The following is a 17,240-nucleotide window of genomic DNA, read 5'->3' as shown; positions in this document are numbered from 1 at the left end:
AAATTAATTAAAGTTATTGATGTATCGGTCAGAGCTATATAGATGACTTATAGCGTCGTTGCAGGGTGGCATCCAGCTTGCGCTGCAAGGGCTGCGGCGTCTCCCCTTCGATCAATTTGCTAATTAAATCAAAGCAGTGCCAGGCCAGCTGGCGGTTATCCTGACGAATGGTATCGACAGGGATCGTCAGCGAATCGTAGAGGTAGTGATCGTCAAAACTGGCTAACCTGATATCGCTTTGCAACAGGTTGTGTTGACCCATGTAGCGCAATACCCCTTCCAGCAGACCGCAGGCGGCGGTGAAAAGCGCTTTCGGCGGACGTCCCAGGCGGGCGCAAAGTTCAGCGAACATCTCGTATCCGGAGCTCGGATGATAGTTGCCGTGAATGATCCACTCGGGGCGTAGCGTCACATTGGCTTCACGCAAACCTTGCTTAAACCCTTCCAGGCGGTCGCGAGTTGGGGAAAGACGGGGTTGACCGCCGAGGAAGTAAAACTCATCAGGATGCTGACGTGCAATGTCAGCCACCAGTTCCGTCGTCGGGGTAATGGAATCGGTGATCACCAGCGGCAGAGCGCTGTCGTTGATATGGCGGTCAAAAAGGACAACGGGCAGTTGCTCACTCAGCTTGTGGTAGTCCGCATCATTGAGCATGCTGGAAGCTACAATCAGCCCGTCCACCTGACGCGCCACCATGTTATTCACCACCACCGTCTCCTGCCCCGGGTTTTCATCGCTACAGGAGATCAGCAGTTGAACGCCAGCCTCACGGCACAGCGTCTCCAGCTCGTGAGAAAACACGGCGAAACCGTAGTTGGTAATTTCAGGAACCACCAGGCCAATGGTGTGGCTACGGTTATCACGCAGAGACCGGGCATGAATGCTGGGTTGATAGTGGTGCTCTTTGGCAATCGCCAGTACGCGTTCACGCGTCTCTTCCGCGACGCGCAGCTCTTTGCTGCGTCCGTTCAGGACCAGGCTGGCGGTGGCTTTTGATACCCCCGCCAGTTCCGCGATGTCTTTAATGGTGACGCGTTTTGTTTTTCTCACAACGACTTAGATCCGGCTGCCAAAACCCTCATTCTATCATGTAGGCGCGCAGCGACCAGTAGCGTAATGTGATGTCGGACGCACCTTCGAATCGTACACGGGCCGGATGGTCAGGAAAATAGCGGCTGCTCATCACTCCTTCACCGTGATTGATGAAAATTTCAACGCTGGAGCGGTCGCACAGAACGCGTAAATGGCTGACGTCCCCCAGCCAGTAGCGGGTCAATATTTCCCCGTTTTTCAGACTGGCGCGTTCCAGACGCAGCCCCTGGTCATCAACCGTGAGACGCAAGGCTCCACCAAAATCCACGTTCACGTGCGATGTGTTCAGTTCAAACTCCAGACGCGTCGCATCCAGTTCTGGCGCATCACTGGCGAATCCCTGCCAGCGTTGTTCACCTTCACGCAGCGCTTCCAGTTCACGAGCCGGGGTCTGCCAGAGCTTGCCGTCGTGGTAGCGTAATTCGCGCGGACAGGTCATCTGGTGCATCCAGCCATGCGTTCGCGTTGGCTGAAGCATCTCTTCTCCGTCCGGCACACCCATCCAGCCGATCAGAATGCGTCGACCGTCTTCCGCCAGCGTCGTTTGCGGCGCGTAAAACTCAAACCCGGCGTCCAGCTCGTGCAGAGCGCCGTGATCGAATGCGGCGTTTGCATAGTCAAACGCCCCGCTCATCCATGCGGCTGGATAGGTGTTGAGATAGCGATGCGGCTCGCGCGCCAGCCCCTGCGGACAGCAGATCAGAACATACGTCCCGTCGAGGGCAAACAGATCGGGGCACTCCCACATATACCCTGCGTCCATCAGGCCGTTAACGCCGTGACCGGCGATCTCGCCGCAGGACGCCCAGGTGTGCAAATCAGCGGATTTGAACAGCAGCACTTTGCCGCGTTTTTGCAGATCCTGCGCGCCCAGCACCATGTACCACTCCCTATTGTGCTGCCACACCTTCGGGTCGCGCACGTGGCCGGTGTAACCTTCCGGTAGCGCAAGCACAGGTCCGAGTTTCTTAAAGCTGCCGTCCGGTTGTTCCACGGCCAGAGACTGCCAGGCGGTGCGGTTGCCGTCATCGAATTTGACGTTGCCGGTGTAACACAGGGTCAAAACGCCCTCGTTATCCACGGCGCTACCAGAGTAGCAGCCGTTGCGGTCATACTCTTCGTCGGGCATTAACGCCATCGGTTCATGCTGCCAGTGCACCAGATCCGCAGAACTCCAGTGCCCCCAGCATTTAAACCGATGTTCGCAGTCCAGCGGGTTCCACTGATAAAACAGATGATAACGCCCGGCAAACCAGATAAACCCGTTGGGATCGTTCATCAGCCCCGTTACCGGCGCGGCGTGCCATTGCGGATAATGGCTGTCTGCGAGCGCGCGCGGCTGGCCTTTCATAACGGCCTGCAGGATCGCAGGCCAGCGTGAAGGTAACGTCATTATTCTGAGTCCGTTTTATATTTCAGCAGCAGCGAGACGGTAAACGCCACGCCGAAGGCAATCACCATGCCGATAATATAGTTGAGCAGAGAGCTTGCCTGCACAATGGCCATACCTGGAATAGCGGTCAACCCAACGGCAGTCATATAAACATGCACTGAGACCACCCAGGCCCCGCCCACCGCACCGCCAATCAACGCGGCAATAAACGGTTTTACGAAACGCAGGTTGATACCAAAAATGGCCGCTTCAGTAATACCGAGCATGGCAGAGAACGCCGATGGTAAGGTAATGGCTTTGATTTTCGCATCTTTGGTTTTGAACCACACCGCCAGACAGGCGCCGCCCTGTGCTACGTTCGCCATCGCCCAGATCGGCAGCAGGAAGTTAACGCCAATCGACGGGTTACCCAGCAGACCTGCTTCAATCGCGTGGAAACTGTGGTGAATACCGGTGATCACAATCACCGAGTAAAGCCCGCCAAACAGCAGCCCGGCCAGCCAGCCCGCGTGTTCAATTAACGTACTCAGGATAAAGGAGATGCCGTCGCCCAGCGCACGCCCCGCCGGACCAATAATCAGTAAGGCGATAAATCCGGAGATAACGACGGTGAGGAACGGCGTCAGGATCAGGTCTAACGCATCCGGGATCGCGCGACGCAGGTTTTTCTCCACGATGCTCATGAACCAGACGGCCAGCAGCACGGGGAATACTGTGCCCTGGTAGCCAATCATCGCGATCTCAAGGCCGAAGAAATTCATGGTGTGGAAGCCGGACGCCACGCCCCAGGCGTTGGTCAGCGCCGGGTGCGTCAGAATGCCGCCCAGCGTCGCGCCGAGATACGGGTTGCCGCCAAATTCCCGCGCGGCGGTAAAACCAATCAGAATAGGCAGAATGATAAACGCCGCCGAACTGCACATATCCAGTATGATGTAGATGGCGTTATCCGCATTGACCCAGCCGTAGGTTTTCACCATACCGAGCAGGCCCATCAGCAGACCAGAGGCAACAATTGCGGGAATGATCGGCACAAAGATGTTTGAAAGCAAACGGGCAATGCGCTGGAACGGGTTCAGCTTGCGCGCCGCCAGATCCGCGGCTTCAGATTTACTGGATTCGCTGATCCCCGCCGCCTGAATAAATGCGGCGTAAACCTTGTTGACCACGCCCGTGCCAAAAATCACCTGCATCTGCCCGGCGTTACGGAAACAGCCCTTCACACCCTCGACCTTACCGATGGCCTGCTGGTCAGCAAGCGCGTCATCGACCAGCACCAGACGAAGACGGGTTGCGCAGTGTGCCGCGCTGGCGATATTTTCCTTGCCACCGAGCAGCGGAATAAGCTCGCGGGCGATTTGATTAAAATCCATAGATACCTCTGCCTGACTTCTTTTTATGATGTGCGAAACGCCCCCGCCAGGCGGGAGCGTGATGGGTTAAAACCAGGTTTCCATCTGGACCCCAAAGTTCCATTCCCCGCCTGCGTTGAAACCGCTGCTGCCAAAGGCATCATCGCTGGCGTAGTTATCCAGTTTGCTGCTCCAGTCCATCCAGGTGGCAAACAGGCGCAGCTCCGGACGGCTGAAGAAATCGCCGATTTTGCTCGCTTTTAACGTTGGCGCAAAGGTCAGCTTGTAGAAACTGCCGTTGACGGCGTTGCGGTCCTTATAGCCTTCCGGGTTTAAATCCATGTACTGATAGCTTCCCTCAAACGCCAGGGCGAAGTTCTGAGTCACCTCTTTAATCAGACGGGTGTTGAGCGTCACCCACTCATAGCTATCGCCCTTGACGTAACGATCTTTACTGCTTTGCGCCAGGACAGCAGGGGCAACGCTCCAGCCTCCGCCAATCGGCGTGACACCGTAACTTGCAAAGCGCCAGGTATCCGCCTCAGACAGCAATGCGCCATCGGAGCCGATGCTTTTCACTTCCGCACCCAGCCCGTGACCATACAGCAGCGCCGTTTTGGCTGTCCCTTCCCGCAGGCCGTAGAAACTCTCATTGTGCAATCCAACCAGGGCATGAACGCCGGTATTGGCGGCATCGGTTTTGATAAGATCGCCGTTGGTATCTTTACGATCGTCGTTATCTTTTGCCCGCAGACCGCTTACCATCAACTGGAACGGTCCGGCGAAGTGGTTCATGCTGAGGATATAGTTCTGAACGTTATTGTCGGTCTGCTCCACACTGCCGAAATTGCGGCCGTAAATAGAGAAGTTACTGCGCAGCGAATCGTTCCATTTCACGTCATACACACCGCCACCGGTACCGGCAAGGAACACGACGTCGGAATCCAGCCAGTGAATATCAAAGTTGTCACGGTCAAAGCGTTTACCCGCCCAGAAGGTACTACCCTTCAGCGCACCGGTGAAATCAGGCAAGTTGCCCAGCTCAGCAAAGGCCTGACGAATATTGAGATCGCTGGTATCGGCTGACCAGTCGTTATAGGTCCTCTGACCGTCGGCCAGCATCGCTTTGAAGCGCGTGGTCGCCCCGTTATCCAGCGTTTGTTTATGCTCCAGGTTCAGCTCAACGTAGGTGTCGGCTTCGTTACCCAGACGCCCTACTGCTCCGCCCGTTTCCCCGGCGGGTGTCAGATAAGGGCCGCTTTTGCTGCTGGAGGCCGCATCGTTCATCAGCAGGCCAGAACGGGCATAGCCGTGGAACTCAAACCCACCGCTTTGGTCCGCTTTTTTCTCCAGCGCGGTGGTGCGTTGAGCCACTTCCTGAGTTGTCGTTTGCGCCTGCTGCTGAGCCGCAACCAGTTGCTGCGTTTTTTGTTCTGCATCCGTCGCGCGTTTCTCAGCAACCTGCGCACGCGTCTCCGCGTCCTGAAGACGCTGTTCCATCGCCGCAAGTCGCGCTTCGATGCTTGTCATATCCGTTTGGGCAAAAACAGAGGTACTTCCGGCCAGCATGCCTATCATCACGGCAAGTCTGCGTTTTTTATACATTTTGTCGCATCCCTAAAAGAAGTCATTAATAGTGCTAAATTGCTAAACCGGTTTAGGTTGCTGATACTAAACCGCCGAATTTTGGATCGGCAATCTTTTTTGCTAAACCGTTTTAGTAAGTGTGATCGGGGCGACAATTCAGGCCACCCGAGGGCGGCCAGTAATGGGAGGAATTACAGGGCGTGTTGATATGGCAGAGCAGTCATTGCCCCTTTCGCCGTGGTGGCTAACGCACCGCAGCGCTGAGCTAAAGCGATAACGGGCGTCAGCGCCTGACCAGCAGCAAGCCCATACAGCAAACCCGCCACGAAGGCGTCGCCTGCGCCGGTGGTATCGACACATTTCACAGGCGTGGCCGGATAGTGTTTCACGGTGCCCTCATGCCATGCGATGACGCCCTCTTTACCCTGGGTGACCAGCACCAGATGCGCCGGGCAGCGATTCATGAGCTTATCCAGACCGGTCTCAACCTGTGTTTCGCCAGTGAAAAAAGCCAGCTCTTCGAGAGAGAGTTTCACCACGTCTGCACCCTGCAGAGCGCGTTCGAGACAGCGGCGAAGTTCGTTCTCATCCTGCCAAAGGTCCGGGCGAATATTGGGATCGAAACTGACGTACCCCCCCACCTCCCGGATGGCGGCCATCGCCTGAAATGTCGCAGAACGGCTCGGCTCTGCGCTTAACGCGATGGAACAGACATGCAGCCACTCTCCGGCGCTGAACGTTGGCAGATCGGCGGGTTCCAGAAACAAATCGGCGCTCGGACGCACCATGAAAGTAAAAGAGCGTTCGCCCTGGCCGTCGAGATCGACCACCACCGTTGAGGTGCGGTGCGCCGAGTCAAGGTGCATCCACTCCACGTCGACTCGCTCGTCAGCTAATGTCTTAGACATAAAACGTCCGAAAGGATCATCGCCAACCCTGCCGATAAAGGCGCTCTGGCCACCCAGCCGGGCAATACCGACCGCGACATTTGCCGGTGCGCCACCGGGACACTGCAATAATCTGCCTTCTCCATCAGGCAGCAAATCCACTACCGCATCGCCAAGTACCCAGATTTTTTTCATGTGATCCTCTTTGCTAAACCATGTTAAACCGTTTTAGCTATTTAAGCACAGGCCAGGCAAAGGGGAAACAATGTGGGAGGAAAATTGGTTTAACGCACCAGATGTGGCCAGTGTATTTCGCCTGTGCCATTGAGCTGGGGACGGGCAAACAGGAACCCCTGAAAACGTCGGATCCCGGCGGATTCAAGCCAGCACCACTCCTCTAATTTTTCGATGCCTTCAGCCACCAGAGTGATTTCGAGGTCGGAGCAGCAGCTGATAATCGACCGCACAATTGCCTGTTTCGGACCGCTAAGATGAATATTGCTGACAATTTCCCGGTCAATTTTAATTTTATCCGGCTGGAACCGGGTCAGCAGCGAAAGCCCCGCATAGCCGGAACCAAAATCGTCAATCGCCAGGCCAATGCCTTCGGCACGAAGTTGTTTAATAGCGCTATTAAACTGGTTGAAGCCGGAAATCATCTCGTTTTCAGTGACTTCAATGACCACCTGCTCCGGTTTAAGCCCGTGTTTTTTAATTTGATCCGCCAGAAATGCCACGGCGCCAGGAACATTGACCAGCGACATCGGTAACAGATTTACCGCAATTTTATGGTTACCAATACCGAGCTTTTCAGCCAGCGCAAAGGCATAGGCTTTCGTCTGGAGATCAATTTCGTAGATTTTATCCGGCTCGAGGGAACTGAAAAAATGCTCCGGGCTTCCACCGTCATTACCGCGAATGAGGGCTTCAAATGAACTGATTTTCCCTTCAGAGGGTTCAACAATGGGCTGGAGCGCAAACTGGCAAGGTTGATTAGCCAGCAGGCCCAGACTCGCTCCTGGCGGTAATGTTTCCGTCGTAAGCGTCCATTTTGTCGGGTCGTAACGTTCTTCAACCGAGGACGGACGTTGATCGGTAATAAACGTCTGAATAAATTTAAATACCCGATCATCAGAGACGAGATAACTGTCCAGCTTGCTGTAACGCAGAACCGACTGTAGCACCTCTTTCGGCGACTGGATCTGCAGGTCGAAGAGCAGCATACCGACATTTTCGAACCGTCTGCGTGGGCCATAGTCCCGCATCAGTTCAACTACGCCACTGTGCCGTTTGTCATCACGGATTTTATGGAACAACTTAACAACGCTCTCTTCCGAACCCTCAAGAATTTGCAGAATTTCACTCCCTCTTGAGAGGAGAACGCCGGTGATACTCAGTTTTGAATTACGGAGCTTAGCCCGCTCCACCAGCTCCCGCAGCTCACTGGACGGGTGGGATAAATTCAACTGGCTTCGGTAAATGAGCGTTGTCAGCACAAGAGCGGGTTCCAATGAGAGAGAAAGGTGCCTTGAACCTACTGTTTATCATAATTAATCAGTGCGGCCTAACATATTCACGCCACAAGGGTTCTTTACGGTTATTGCTCCCCGATCCGGCTGTCGATCCTCTCCAGCATGTAGTCGTAGAACGGGTTCGAGGTGACCCGCATGAGCGCCTCTTTCCCGACGCTCAACACGGAGGTTTCTCCCCAGAGCGCAATCGTCCCCAGGCTAATGCCATAGTGGTTTTTCACGCCAGGTTCGCGGCCATACAGATCGTCATCCGGTGGGAACGGCACAGCAATATGCGACAAAGAATAGATATCCTTCGGCCAGGATTGCGCAAGCGGCACGACTGTCTCATGGGTGCTGCCTGTCGGGGTTGTTTTCGCCACCGTCGAGAAACTGTGCGCGTCAGCATTAGTGATAATCGTGACACTGTAACGTCTCTGTTCGACGGGCAGCAGCGCCGAGGTTGCCGTCCAGGATGACGGCTTAAACAGCGGGCGGAAACTCGCAGCCTGGTTGATATCAAACACCACCAGTTCACTGCCGTTTGCCGGAAGCTGATCAAATAACCCGGTGACCACCGCGCGGGTACTGACCGTGGAATCCATCACCGACTGGAATGCCAGAACCGGTGGTAACTGTCCCAGTTTGTGTTCCCGCGCCGCGCGGCCAATCTGCTCCTGAAGGGTCTTCGTCAACAGCCACGACTGGCGGGCGGCATTTACCGGGAACGAGTTGTATTTATACGGATTATATTCCGGCGAAATATTTAGCCACGCCGCTTTGGCAAACGCCGGCAGCAGCGCCGGTAACCCGGCGAAACCGGCAAACCGCGCAAAGGCCGTCACGCCAATCATCGGTGAAAGCAGTACCACCTGCTGCGGTCGATGAAGTGAAGTGGAATCCAGCGCATCAAGGGTATATTTCATCGCCAGCGCCCCGCCGTTGGAGTACCCCACCAGATGGAGTGGCGCACTCTCTCCCGCCAGACGCGTGGCTTCCCGCACGGCAAGGCGCGTTGCAGCCAGCCACATCTCCCAGTCAACATCCGTCAGTGCGCCGGGTGCGGTGCCGTGTCCTGGTAGCCGCGGTACCACTGCCACAAACCCGTGCTGCTGATAATGCAAAGCCAGGTGTCTGACGCTGTAAGGTGAGTCCGTCAATCCGTGCAGCAACACAACCGCACCGCGCGGCTTTCCGGCAGGCATCAGCACAAATGAACGGTTGGCATCTGGTGAAAACTGACCGGGCCATACCAGGCTCTGGCGGTAATAGCGGTTTAACGACGTGCGTTCCTCGCCCATTGTTTTCGCCGTCACCGCGTTATCCAGATCGGTGAAAATCGCCTTTTCCCGGGCCTGATACCCGGCAAAATCGGCTTTGTCCAGCTCGCGCACGGACATCTCATCTGCCCGCCAGGTATGCCAGAGGTGCAGTTCCGGGCCCTGCTGAGACAGATACACCCGCACAGCAAGCAGCACGACCAGGACGATCCCCGCTACCATCGCTATTTTTTTTGCGAGAGCCATCAGGCGCACGCTCACACGCCAGGACAAATTCGCCATGCCGGGATCCCTTTTATTTTCACTGTGTTTATATCTTATCAAAAATGTGAAGAAGCTGACGTATTCAACAAATTCATACCTGCCCGCTCAGCCAGTGCACCAAAAGTGAACTAGGCTGCACAAATGTTGATCATTGGTTAATTAAATATTGCATGAAGTTTGCGTCGCAGCAGGTTCTCACTGCCCTGTGACTCTGGCACGCGTCATGCATTGTTAATCAGGTAACACAATTCTGGCGACTGACAGCCTGTTAACAGCGAGGCGGTATGACGACAAAACCCGAGATGTTGAGCCGTATCGAAGCGACCTTCAGCCAACTGACGCCCAGCGAAAAACGGGTTGGCAGCTGGCTACTGGCGCACACCGCGCAAATTCCGTTTGAAACGGCAGAGAGCGTCGGTCTGGCGACCGGTACCAGCGGCATCACCGTCGGACGCTTCCTGCGCAAGCTGGGGTATCGTAACCTGGAAGACGCCAAAAAAAGCCTGCGCGACCCTTACCAGCCCTGGGGCATGAATGAGCGTCTGGACTCCTGGCAGCAGCAGCGCCCCCTGCCCAATCGCCTTCAGCACGCTTTGTCGCTGGAAGTGGATGCCATCACGCAGGTGTATCAGTTGGCGCAAACGGACACCTTCCGCCAGGTGGTGCATCAGTTGGCTCACGCGGAGGCCGTTTTTGTGCTGGGAATTCAGTCGACGCGCGGGATCGCCAACGCTTTCTTCAGCCACCTCGAGTATCTCCGCCCTGGCGTCAGCTATTCCGAGGGGGCATCCGGGAGCTGGGTTGAATCTCTGAACTCCGGGTTTTCGCATCCCTATGTGGTGCTGACAGATACCCGTACCTACTCCGCTGTCGCTCGGCAGTACTGCCGTGTGGCGAGTGAGAAACAGATCCCCCTGGCCTTGATCACTGATATCTGGTGTCCGTGGGCACGCGATTATCCGATTGATTTACTGCAAGTGAAAACCGATACCGGCCATTTCTGGGATTCGCTTGCCCCCGTGAGCTGTCTGTTCAACCTGCTGCTGTCGGGCGTGGTGGAAGCGTTAGGTGACGCGCTTCCGGCTCGCCTGGCCGTAAACCGACAATTACAACAAGAGTTTGGCCAATTCGAACGCTAAAGGAGCGGAGCTATGCCCGAAGAGAGTGAACTGATTGATGTGGCGAAAGCGTTTCCCACGCTGCACATCGATCTGAAGTACGCCACCGCCGACAACATCACTGGCCGCCCGATCTATCAGGAAGCAAAGTGCCTGTTGCATACCGATGCTGCCACTGCACTGGCGAAAGCCATCGGTATTGCCACGCTGGCCGGGTTGAAACTGGTGGTGTACGACGCCTATCGACCGCAACAGGCGCAGGCCCAGCTGTGGGATGCCTGCCCGAACCCGGAATATGTGGTGGATGTGGCGATTGGCTCCAATCACAGCCGCGGTACGGCTATCGACGTCACGCTGATGGATGAACATAACACCGTGCTGGATATGGGTGCCGGTTTTGACGAAATGCATGACCGCTCGCATCCGTATCACCCCTCCGTGCCACCGCACGCCCAGCGCAACCGTCTGCTGCTGAACGCCATCATGTTCGGCGGCGGTTTTGTGGGGATCAACAGCGAATGGTGGCATTTCGAACTGCCGAATGCCGCCAGCTATCCGCTGCTTGACGACCGTTTTGCCTGTTTTCCATTGACGCACACCCCTCTTTGAACCTGGAGCACTGCCATGAAAACAACGCTTCTCACGACCGTAATTGCCACCACACTGGCACTGAGCGCCCCGCTGGCGCTGGCTGCCGTCCCGAAAGACATGCTGGTGATCGGTAAAGCAGCTGACCCGCAAACGCTCGATCCTGCCGTAACGATTGATAACAACGACTGGACCGTCACCTATCCGTCCTATCAACGACTGGTGAAATACAAGCCCGGTACAACCGAAGTGGAAGGCGATCTGTCAACAGGATGGAAAGCCTCCGACGACCAAAAAGAGTGGACCTTTACCCTGACGGACAACGCGAAATTCTCCGACGGCACGCCGGTCACCGCCGAAGCGGTCAAGCTCTCGTTCGAACGCCTGCTGAAACTCAGCCAGGGGCCGTCTGAAGCCTTCCCGAAAGACCTGAAAATTGATGCCGTTGATGACCATACGGTGAAATTCACACTCAGTCAGCCGTTTGCCCCGTTCCTCTACACGCTGGCGAACGACGGTGCCTCCATCATTAACCCGGCGGTGTTGAAAGCCAATGCGGCGGACGATGCGCGCGGTTTTCTGGCGCAAAACACCGCTGGTTCAGGCCCGTTTATGCTGAAAAGCTGGCAGAAAGGTCAGCAACTGGTACTGGTGCCAAATCCCCACTGGCAGGGTGATAAACCGCACTTTAAACGCGTGTCCGTGAAAATAATCGGTGAGAGTGCCTCCCGCCGACTGCAGCTTTCCCGCGGCGATCTGGATATTGCTGACTCTCTGCCGGTGGATCAGCTGGCCGCCCTGAAACAGGAGGGCAAAGTGGCCGTCGCAGAATACCCTTCTTTGCGCGTGACCTACCTGTATCTTAACAACAGTAAGGCACCGCTCAATCAGGTGGATTTACGCCGGGCTGTCTCCTGGGCGACGGATTACCAGGGAATGGTGAAAGGCATTCTGAGCGGCAATGGCAAGCAGATGCGTGGCCCGATCCCGGACGGCATGTGGGGCTTTGACGCGACGGCCATGCAGTACAGTTTTGACGAGGCCAAAGCCAAAGCCGCGCTGGATAAGGTGAAAGACAAACCGGCCAGCCTGACCTTCCTCTACTCGGACAACGACCCGAACTGGGAGCCTATCGCCCTCTCCACCCAGGCCAGCCTCGGCAAACTCGGCATTAACGTCAAGCTGGAAAAACTGGCAAACGCCACCATGCGCGACCGAGTCGGTAAAGGTGATTATGACATTGCCATCGGCAACTGGAGCCCGGACTTTGCCGACCCGTATATGTTCATGAACTACTGGTTCGAGTCGGACAAAAAAGGGCTGCCAGGCAACCGTTCGTTCTATGAGAACAAAGAGGTGGATTCACTGCTGCAGGCCGCGCTGAAAACCACCGATCAGGCGGAGCGCACCAAAGACTACCAACAGGCGCAAAAAGTGGTGATCGACGAAGCCGCGTACGTTTATCTGTTCCAGAAGAATTACCAGCTGGCGATGAACAAAGACGTTAAAGGCTTCACCTTTAATCCGATGCTCGAGCAGGTGTTTAACATCGCCACCATGAGTAAGTAACGGTTCTCGCCGGGGGAAAGTGTATGACGTTCTGGAGCATTGTGCGCCAGCGCTGCTGGGGGTTACTCCTGGTGGTGGCCGGTGTCTGTATTATTACTTTTATTATTTCACACATGATCCCCGGCGATCCGGCCCGTCTGCTGGCCGGTGACCGCGCCAGCGACGAAATTGTACAAGGCATCCGCCAGCAACTGGGTCTGGACCAACCGCTGTACATCCAGTTTGGTCGCTACGTGGAGGCTCTCGCCCACGGTGATTTAGGGACGTCGATTCGCACCGGACGTCCGGTTGCAGAAGATTTAAAAGCCTTTTTCCCCGCCACGCTGGAACTGGCTTTTTGTTCCCTGCTGCTGGCCCTGGTGATTGGCGTGCCGCTGGGGATTTTATCGGCGGTGTATCGTAACCGCTGGCTGGATCATCTGGTGCGTTTGATGGCAATGACCGGGATCTCCACCCCCGCGTTCTGGCTCGGGCTGGGCGTCATTGTGCTGTTCTATGGTCATCTGCAAATTCTTCCCGGTGGCGGTCGGCTGGACGACTGGCTTGACCCGCCAGCTCATGTCACCGGGTTTTATCTGATCGATTCCCTGCAGGAAGGCAACGCAGAGGTGTTTTTGAACACCCTGCAGCATCTGATTTTACCCTCTCTGACGCTGGCGTTTGTGCATCTGGGCATTGTGGCGCGGCAGGTACGCTCGGCCATGCTTGAGCAGTTGAGCGAGGATTACATTCGTACCGCCCGCGCCAGCGGGTTGCCAGGCTGGTACATCGTGCTGCGCTATGCCTTACCAAACGCCATGATCCCGTCAATTACCGTACTCGGACTGGCGCTGGGCGATCTGCTTTACGGTGCCGTGCTTACCGAAACCGTCTTCGCCTGGCCGGGAATGGGCGCCTGGGTGGTGACCTCTATCCAGGCGCTGGATTTCCCGGCGGTGATGGGCTTCGCGGTCGTCGTCTCGCTGGCGTATGTGCTGGTTAATCTGGTGGTCGATCTGCTTTACCTGTGGATTGACCCACGAATCGGGCGCGGAGGTGCCGAATGATGTTAACGCAGGAAACGCCCGTACCGGTTAAAACCGTGAGACAACGCATCAACTGGGCAAAGCTCTTCTGGATGCTGCGTCAAAGCCCGCTCACGCTGATTGGAGGCGTCATTATGCTGCTGATGCTGGTGCTGATGGTGACCTCGCCATGGATTGTGCCGCATGACCCAAACGCGCTGGATCTCACCGCCCGTCTACAGGCACCGTCGGCGCAACACTGGTTTGGCACTGATGAGGTGGGACGCGATCTGTTCAGCCGCGTACTGACAGGCAGTCAGCAATCCATTACCGCCGGGCTGGCCGTTGTGGTCATTGCAGGAGGGATTGGCTCGCTGCTGGGTTGTTTGTCCGGTGTTCTGGGGGGACGCGGCGACGCCATTATTATGCGGGTGATGGACATTATGCTCTCTATTCCCTCCCTGGTACTCACCATGGCGCTGGCGGCCGCGCTGGGCCCGAGCCTGTTTAACGCCATGCTGGCGATTGCGATTGTCCGCATTCCGTTCTACGTCCGCCTGGCGCGCGGGCAAACGCTGGTGGTACGCCAGTTTACCTATGTCCAGGCCGCCCGCACATTTGGCGCATCGCGCTGGCATTTAATCCGCTGGCATATCCTGCGCAATGCCCTGCCACCGCTGATTGTGCAGGCCTCACTGGATATCGGTAGCGCCATTCTGATGGCCGCCACGCTGGGCTTTATTGGTTTGGGTGCTCAGCAACCGACCGCCGAATGGGGCGCAATGGTGGCCGTTGGCCGTAACTACGTCCTCGACCAGTGGTGGTACTGTGCCTTTCCTGGTGCAGCCATTTTGATTACTGCCGTGGGCTTTAATCTGTTTGGTGACGGTATCCGCGATCTGCTGGATCCGAAATCGGGAGGGAAACAGTCATGACCGAATCGGTATTAACCATTGAAGATTTACATCTGAGCTTCCCGATTTTTCGCGGTGAGGTCCATGCCCTCAACAACGTCTCGCTGGAGATCAAAAGGGGTGAAATCGTTGGCGTAGTCGGTGAATCGGGTTCGGGAAAATCGGTTACCGCCATGCTGACTATGCGCCTGCTGCCGGAAGGCAGCTACCACATCCATCACGGTCAGGTGAGGTTACTGGGTGAAAATGTCCTGACGGCATCCGAAAAACAGCTTCGCCAGTGGCGAGGCGCAAAAGTGGCAATGATTTTTCAGGAGCCGATGACCGCACTCAACCCGACGCGGCGGATTGGCAAACAGATGGTAGAGGTGATCCGCCAGCATCAGCCGCTTTCGCGGGGTGAGGCGCAGCAGAAGGCGATCACTCTGCTGGAAGAGATGCAAATCCCGGACGCGAAACAGGTCATGGAGCGTTATCCGTTCGAGCTATCAGGCGGCATGCGTCAGCGGGTGATGATCGCCCTTGCCTTCTCCTGCGAGCCTGAACTTATCATCGCCGACGAACCGACCACGGCACTGGATGTCACCGTTCAGTTACAGGTGCTCCGGCTTCTGAAGCACAAAGCACGCGCCAGCGGCACCTCGGTGCTGTTTATTAGCCACGATATGGCCGTGGTGTCACAACTCTGCGATCGCATGTATGTGATGTACGCGGGTAGCGTGATAGAAAGCGGATCCACGCAAACGCTGATCCACCATCCCGTACACCCTTATTCTATTGGTCTGTTGCAGTGTGCACCGGAAAATGGTCAGCCGCGCGACATGCTTCCGGCGATCCCCGGCACAGTACCCAACCTCAGCCAGCTTCCGCAAGGATGCGCTTTCCGCGAGCGTTGCTTTGCCGCCGGGGCGAAATGCAGTGAAACACCGCGCTTACAACCCAATGGCGCAGAAGGCCAACAGGCCGCCTGCTGGTATCCACAACGGGAGCAACACCATGTCTGATGTACTGCTGGAACTGGATAGCGTGCACGTGAATTTTCCGGCACGCAAAAACTGGCTGGGTCGCGTAACGGAGCAGGTACATGCCCTGAACGGGCTTGATTTACAGATCCGCCGGGGAGAAACACTGGGTATCGTCGGTGAGTCCGGCTGCGGGAAAAGCACCTTGGCTCAGCTATTAATGGGTATGCTTAAACCCAGCACCGGCGCCTGCCAGCGGACACAGCACGCGGGCGGCATGCAGATGGTTTTCCAGGACCCGCTCTCCTCACTCGACCCGCGTTTGCCGGTCTGGCGCATTATCACCGAACCCGTCTGGGTGCAAAAACGCAGCAGTGAGCGCGAGCGCCGCCAGCTGGCTGAAAACCTCGCGCTGCTGGTAGGTATTCGCCCGGAATATCTCGACCGACTCCCTCACGCCTTTTCTGGTGGACAGCGTCAGCGCATTGCTATCGCCCGGGCGCTATCGTCTGATCCGGATATTATAGTGCTCGATGAACCCACCAGCGCGCTGGATATCTCGGTGCAGGCGCAAATCCTCAATCTGCTGGTAAAACTGCAACAGCAGCGTAATCTGACCTTTGTTTTGATCTCCCATAACGTTTCGGTGGTCAGGCATATGAGCGACCGCGTGGCGGTGATGTATCTGGGTCAGATCGTTGAACTGGGCAGTGCTGCACAGGTGTTGGGGGAGCCGCGCCATCCTTACACCCGGCTGCTGCTTGACTCGGTTCCCAGAACGGGTCAACCGCTGGATGAGGGGCTGGCGCTGCGAAAGACTGAGCTTCCCGGTAACCGTCATTTGCCGGTTGGCTGTTTTTTCCGTGACCGTTGCCCGATGGCAATGGAGGGATGTGAACATCCGCAACCGTTACAGCCCTCACACGAGGGCCGGAACGTCCGCTGCTGGCGGAGTCTGGATTAGATTTGCGCCATCCCGCCGTCTACAAACAGCTCGATAGCGTTAATAAAGCTGGCCGCATCGGAAGCCAGAAACGCCACCGCTTTACCCACTTCACCCGGCGCGCCCAAACGTCCGAGCGGTACCTGATCGGCCAGCGCGTCATACAACCCCTGACGGTGTTCTTCAGGCACCAGATCGCCAAGCCCCGGGGTTTTGATCGGGCCCGGGCTCACCACGTTGACGCGGATCCCCCGGCCCTGCAAATCCAGCGCCCAGGAACGCGCAAAGTTGCGCACGGCAGCTTTACTGGCGCTGTAGACGCTAAAGTTGGCCGTCCCCTTAATGGAGACCGTCGAGCCGGTCAGAATAATCGACGATCCGGCGGAGAGCAGCGGCAGCGCCTTCTGCACCGTAAACAGCACCCCGCGAACGTTGGTGCCGAAAATACGGTCAAACTGCTCTTCGGTGATCGCGCCCAGCGGCAGCATATCGCCGCCACCCGCATTGGCGAACAGGATATCAAGGCGGCCTTCTTCTTTGGCGATCCGGGCATAAACCTCGTCCAGATCGGCAAGCTTAGAGACGTCCGCGCGAATGCCCACTGCGCCAGAAGCAATCTCTGCGACTGCCGCGTCAAGCTCGGCCTGACGACGCCCGGTGATGTACACCTTCGCGCCCTGCGCCGCCAGCTCCTGTGCCGTTGCCAGACCAATACCTGTGCTGCCGCCGGTGACTAGTGCAATTTTTCCTGAAAGAGTCGTGTTCATGTCATTTACCT

15 protein-coding genes are annotated in these 17,240 nt (G+C 56.5%); 7 read left to right on the top strand and 8 right to left on the bottom strand.

The features are described 5' to 3' along the window. Positions 1-34 precede the first annotated feature (34 nt). The 7 genes from WB237_RS05295 to WB237_RS05265 form a co-directional block, all read right to left on the bottom strand. Positions 35-1,051, bottom strand: coding sequence for a LacI family DNA-binding transcriptional regulator (locus tag WB237_RS05295; RefSeq protein ID WP_028018952.1), 1,017 nt, complete (start codon positions 1,049-1,051; stop codon positions 35-37). Positions 1,052-1,079: 28 nt separating this feature from the next. Then, complete coding sequence (locus WB237_RS05290) at positions 1,080-2,486, bottom strand: sucrose-6-phosphate hydrolase (protein WP_336211086.1); 1,407 nt, start codon at positions 2,484-2,486, stop codon at positions 1,080-1,082. Next, positions 2,486-3,856: a sucrose-specific PTS transporter subunit IIBC gene (locus WB237_RS05285; RefSeq protein ID WP_336211083.1), complete on the bottom strand. Its 1,371-nt coding sequence runs from the start codon at positions 3,854-3,856 to the stop codon at positions 2,486-2,488. The genes WB237_RS05290 and WB237_RS05285 overlap by 1 nt, the downstream gene beginning before the upstream one ends. Positions 3,857-3,922: 66 nt before the next feature. Continuing rightward, positions 3,923-5,440: a carbohydrate porin gene (locus WB237_RS05280; protein WP_336211080.1), complete on the bottom strand. Its 1,518-nt coding sequence runs from the start codon at positions 5,438-5,440 to the stop codon at positions 3,923-3,925. A gap of 173 nt (positions 5,441-5,613) precedes the next feature. Beyond that, positions 5,614-6,504, bottom strand: coding sequence for an aminoimidazole riboside kinase (locus tag WB237_RS05275; RefSeq protein ID WP_336211077.1), 891 nt, complete (start codon positions 6,502-6,504; stop codon positions 5,614-5,616). Positions 6,505-6,593: 89 nt separating this feature from the next. Beyond that, positions 6,594-7,805, bottom strand: coding sequence for a diguanylate phosphodiesterase (locus tag WB237_RS05270; protein WP_336211073.1), 1,212 nt, complete (start codon positions 7,803-7,805; stop codon positions 6,594-6,596). Positions 7,806-7,906: 101 nt separating this feature from the next. Beyond that, positions 7,907-9,382, bottom strand: coding sequence for an alpha/beta hydrolase (locus WB237_RS05265; RefSeq protein ID WP_336211069.1), 1,476 nt, complete (start codon positions 9,380-9,382; stop codon positions 7,907-7,909). Positions 9,383-9,648: 266 nt separating this feature from the next. Between WB237_RS05265 and WB237_RS05260 the strand changes: the two genes are divergently transcribed. Genes WB237_RS05260 through WB237_RS05230 form a run of 7 tightly spaced genes read left to right on the top strand, consistent with a single transcriptional unit; the run spans position 9,649 to position 16,483 of the window. Continuing rightward, positions 9,649-10,503 carry a MurR/RpiR family transcriptional regulator gene (locus WB237_RS05260; RefSeq protein WP_028018945.1) on the top strand — a complete coding sequence of 285 codons (855 nt, stop codon included), beginning with the start codon at positions 9,649-9,651 and terminating at the stop codon, positions 10,501-10,503. A 12-nt stretch (positions 10,504-10,515) separates the two neighbouring features. Further along, positions 10,516-11,091 (top strand): D-alanyl-D-alanine dipeptidase, encoded by a 576-nt coding sequence (gene ddpX / locus WB237_RS05255; protein ID WP_336211066.1) that lies wholly within the window; start codon positions 10,516-10,518, stop codon positions 11,089-11,091. Between the two features lie 15 nt (positions 11,092-11,106). After that, positions 11,107-12,639 (top strand): ABC transporter substrate-binding protein, encoded by a 1,533-nt coding sequence (locus WB237_RS05250; protein WP_336211062.1) that lies wholly within the window; start codon positions 11,107-11,109, stop codon positions 12,637-12,639. A 23-nt stretch (positions 12,640-12,662) separates the two neighbouring features. Beyond that, on the top strand, positions 12,663-13,685 hold the full coding sequence (locus WB237_RS05245; RefSeq protein ID WP_336211060.1) for an ABC transporter permease: 1,023 nt from the start codon (positions 12,663-12,665) through the stop codon (positions 13,683-13,685). Then, complete coding sequence (gene ddpC, locus WB237_RS05240) at positions 13,682-14,578, top strand: D,D-dipeptide ABC transporter permease (RefSeq protein WP_336211058.1); 897 nt, start codon at positions 13,682-13,684, stop codon at positions 14,576-14,578. Before WB237_RS05245 ends, ddpC begins: the two co-directional genes overlap by 4 nt. Further along, on the top strand, positions 14,575-15,561 hold the full coding sequence (locus WB237_RS05235; RefSeq protein WP_336211055.1) for an ABC transporter ATP-binding protein: 987 nt from the start codon (positions 14,575-14,577) through the stop codon (positions 15,559-15,561). The genes ddpC and WB237_RS05235 overlap by 4 nt, the downstream gene beginning before the upstream one ends. Continuing rightward, the gene (locus WB237_RS05230; protein WP_336211051.1) at positions 15,554-16,483 is read left to right on the top strand and encodes an ABC transporter ATP-binding protein; all 930 of its coding nucleotides are present in this window, start codon (positions 15,554-15,556) and stop codon (positions 16,481-16,483) included. The genes WB237_RS05235 and WB237_RS05230 overlap by 8 nt, the downstream gene beginning before the upstream one ends. Here WB237_RS05230 and WB237_RS05225 read toward each other — a convergent pair. Beyond that, entirely contained in the window at positions 16,480-17,229 is a 750-nt protein-coding gene (locus WB237_RS05225; protein ID WP_336211048.1) for an SDR family NAD(P)-dependent oxidoreductase, read from the bottom strand. The genes WB237_RS05230 and WB237_RS05225 overlap by 4 nt on opposite strands. Positions 17,230-17,240: the final 11 nt, after the last annotated feature.

It is taken from the genome of Enterobacter sp. P82 (genome assembly GCF_037053385.1).
Classification (GTDB): domain Bacteria; phylum Pseudomonadota; class Gammaproteobacteria; order Enterobacterales; family Enterobacteriaceae; genus Enterobacter.
The sequence above is the reverse complement of the archived record's forward strand: the minus strand, read 5'-3'. Positions and strand labels throughout refer to the sequence as shown.

Bases quoted from the DNA above. Each gene is read 5' to 3' on its own strand.
- WB237_RS05285 (WP_336211083.1), bottom strand. From the start codon at position 3,856: ATGGATTTTAATCAAATCGCCCGCGAGCTTATTCCGCTGCTCGGTGGC.
- WB237_RS05225 (WP_336211048.1), bottom strand. From the start codon at position 17,229: ATGAACACGACTCTTTCAGGAAAAATTGCACTAGTCACCGGCGGCAGC.
- WB237_RS05245 (WP_336211060.1), top strand. From the start codon at position 12,663: ATGACGTTCTGGAGCATTGTGCGCCAGCGCTGCTGGGGGTTACTCCTG.
- WB237_RS05265 (WP_336211069.1), bottom strand. From the start codon at position 9,382: ATGGCGAATTTGTCCTGGCGTGTGAGCGTGCGCCTGATGGCTCTCGCA.
- WB237_RS05260 (WP_028018945.1), top strand. From the start codon at position 9,649: ATGACGACAAAACCCGAGATGTTGAGCCGTATCGAAGCGACCTTCAGC.
- WB237_RS05280 (WP_336211080.1), bottom strand. From the start codon at position 5,440: ATGTATAAAAAACGCAGACTTGCCGTGATGATAGGCATGCTGGCCGGA.
- WB237_RS05275 (WP_336211077.1), bottom strand. From the start codon at position 6,504: ATGAAAAAAATCTGGGTACTTGGCGATGCGGTAGTGGATTTGCTGCCT.
- WB237_RS05290 (WP_336211086.1), bottom strand. From the start codon at position 2,486: ATGACGTTACCTTCACGCTGGCCTGCGATCCTGCAGGCCGTTATGAAA.
- WB237_RS05250 (WP_336211062.1), top strand. From the start codon at position 11,107: ATGAAAACAACGCTTCTCACGACCGTAATTGCCACCACACTGGCACTG.
- ddpC (WP_336211058.1), top strand. From the start codon at position 13,682: ATGATGTTAACGCAGGAAACGCCCGTACCGGTTAAAACCGTGAGACAA.
- WB237_RS05230 (WP_336211051.1), top strand. From the start codon at position 15,554: ATGTCTGATGTACTGCTGGAACTGGATAGCGTGCACGTGAATTTTCCG.
- ddpX (WP_336211066.1), top strand. From the start codon at position 10,516: ATGCCCGAAGAGAGTGAACTGATTGATGTGGCGAAAGCGTTTCCCACG.
- WB237_RS05235 (WP_336211055.1), top strand. From the start codon at position 14,575: ATGACCGAATCGGTATTAACCATTGAAGATTTACATCTGAGCTTCCCG.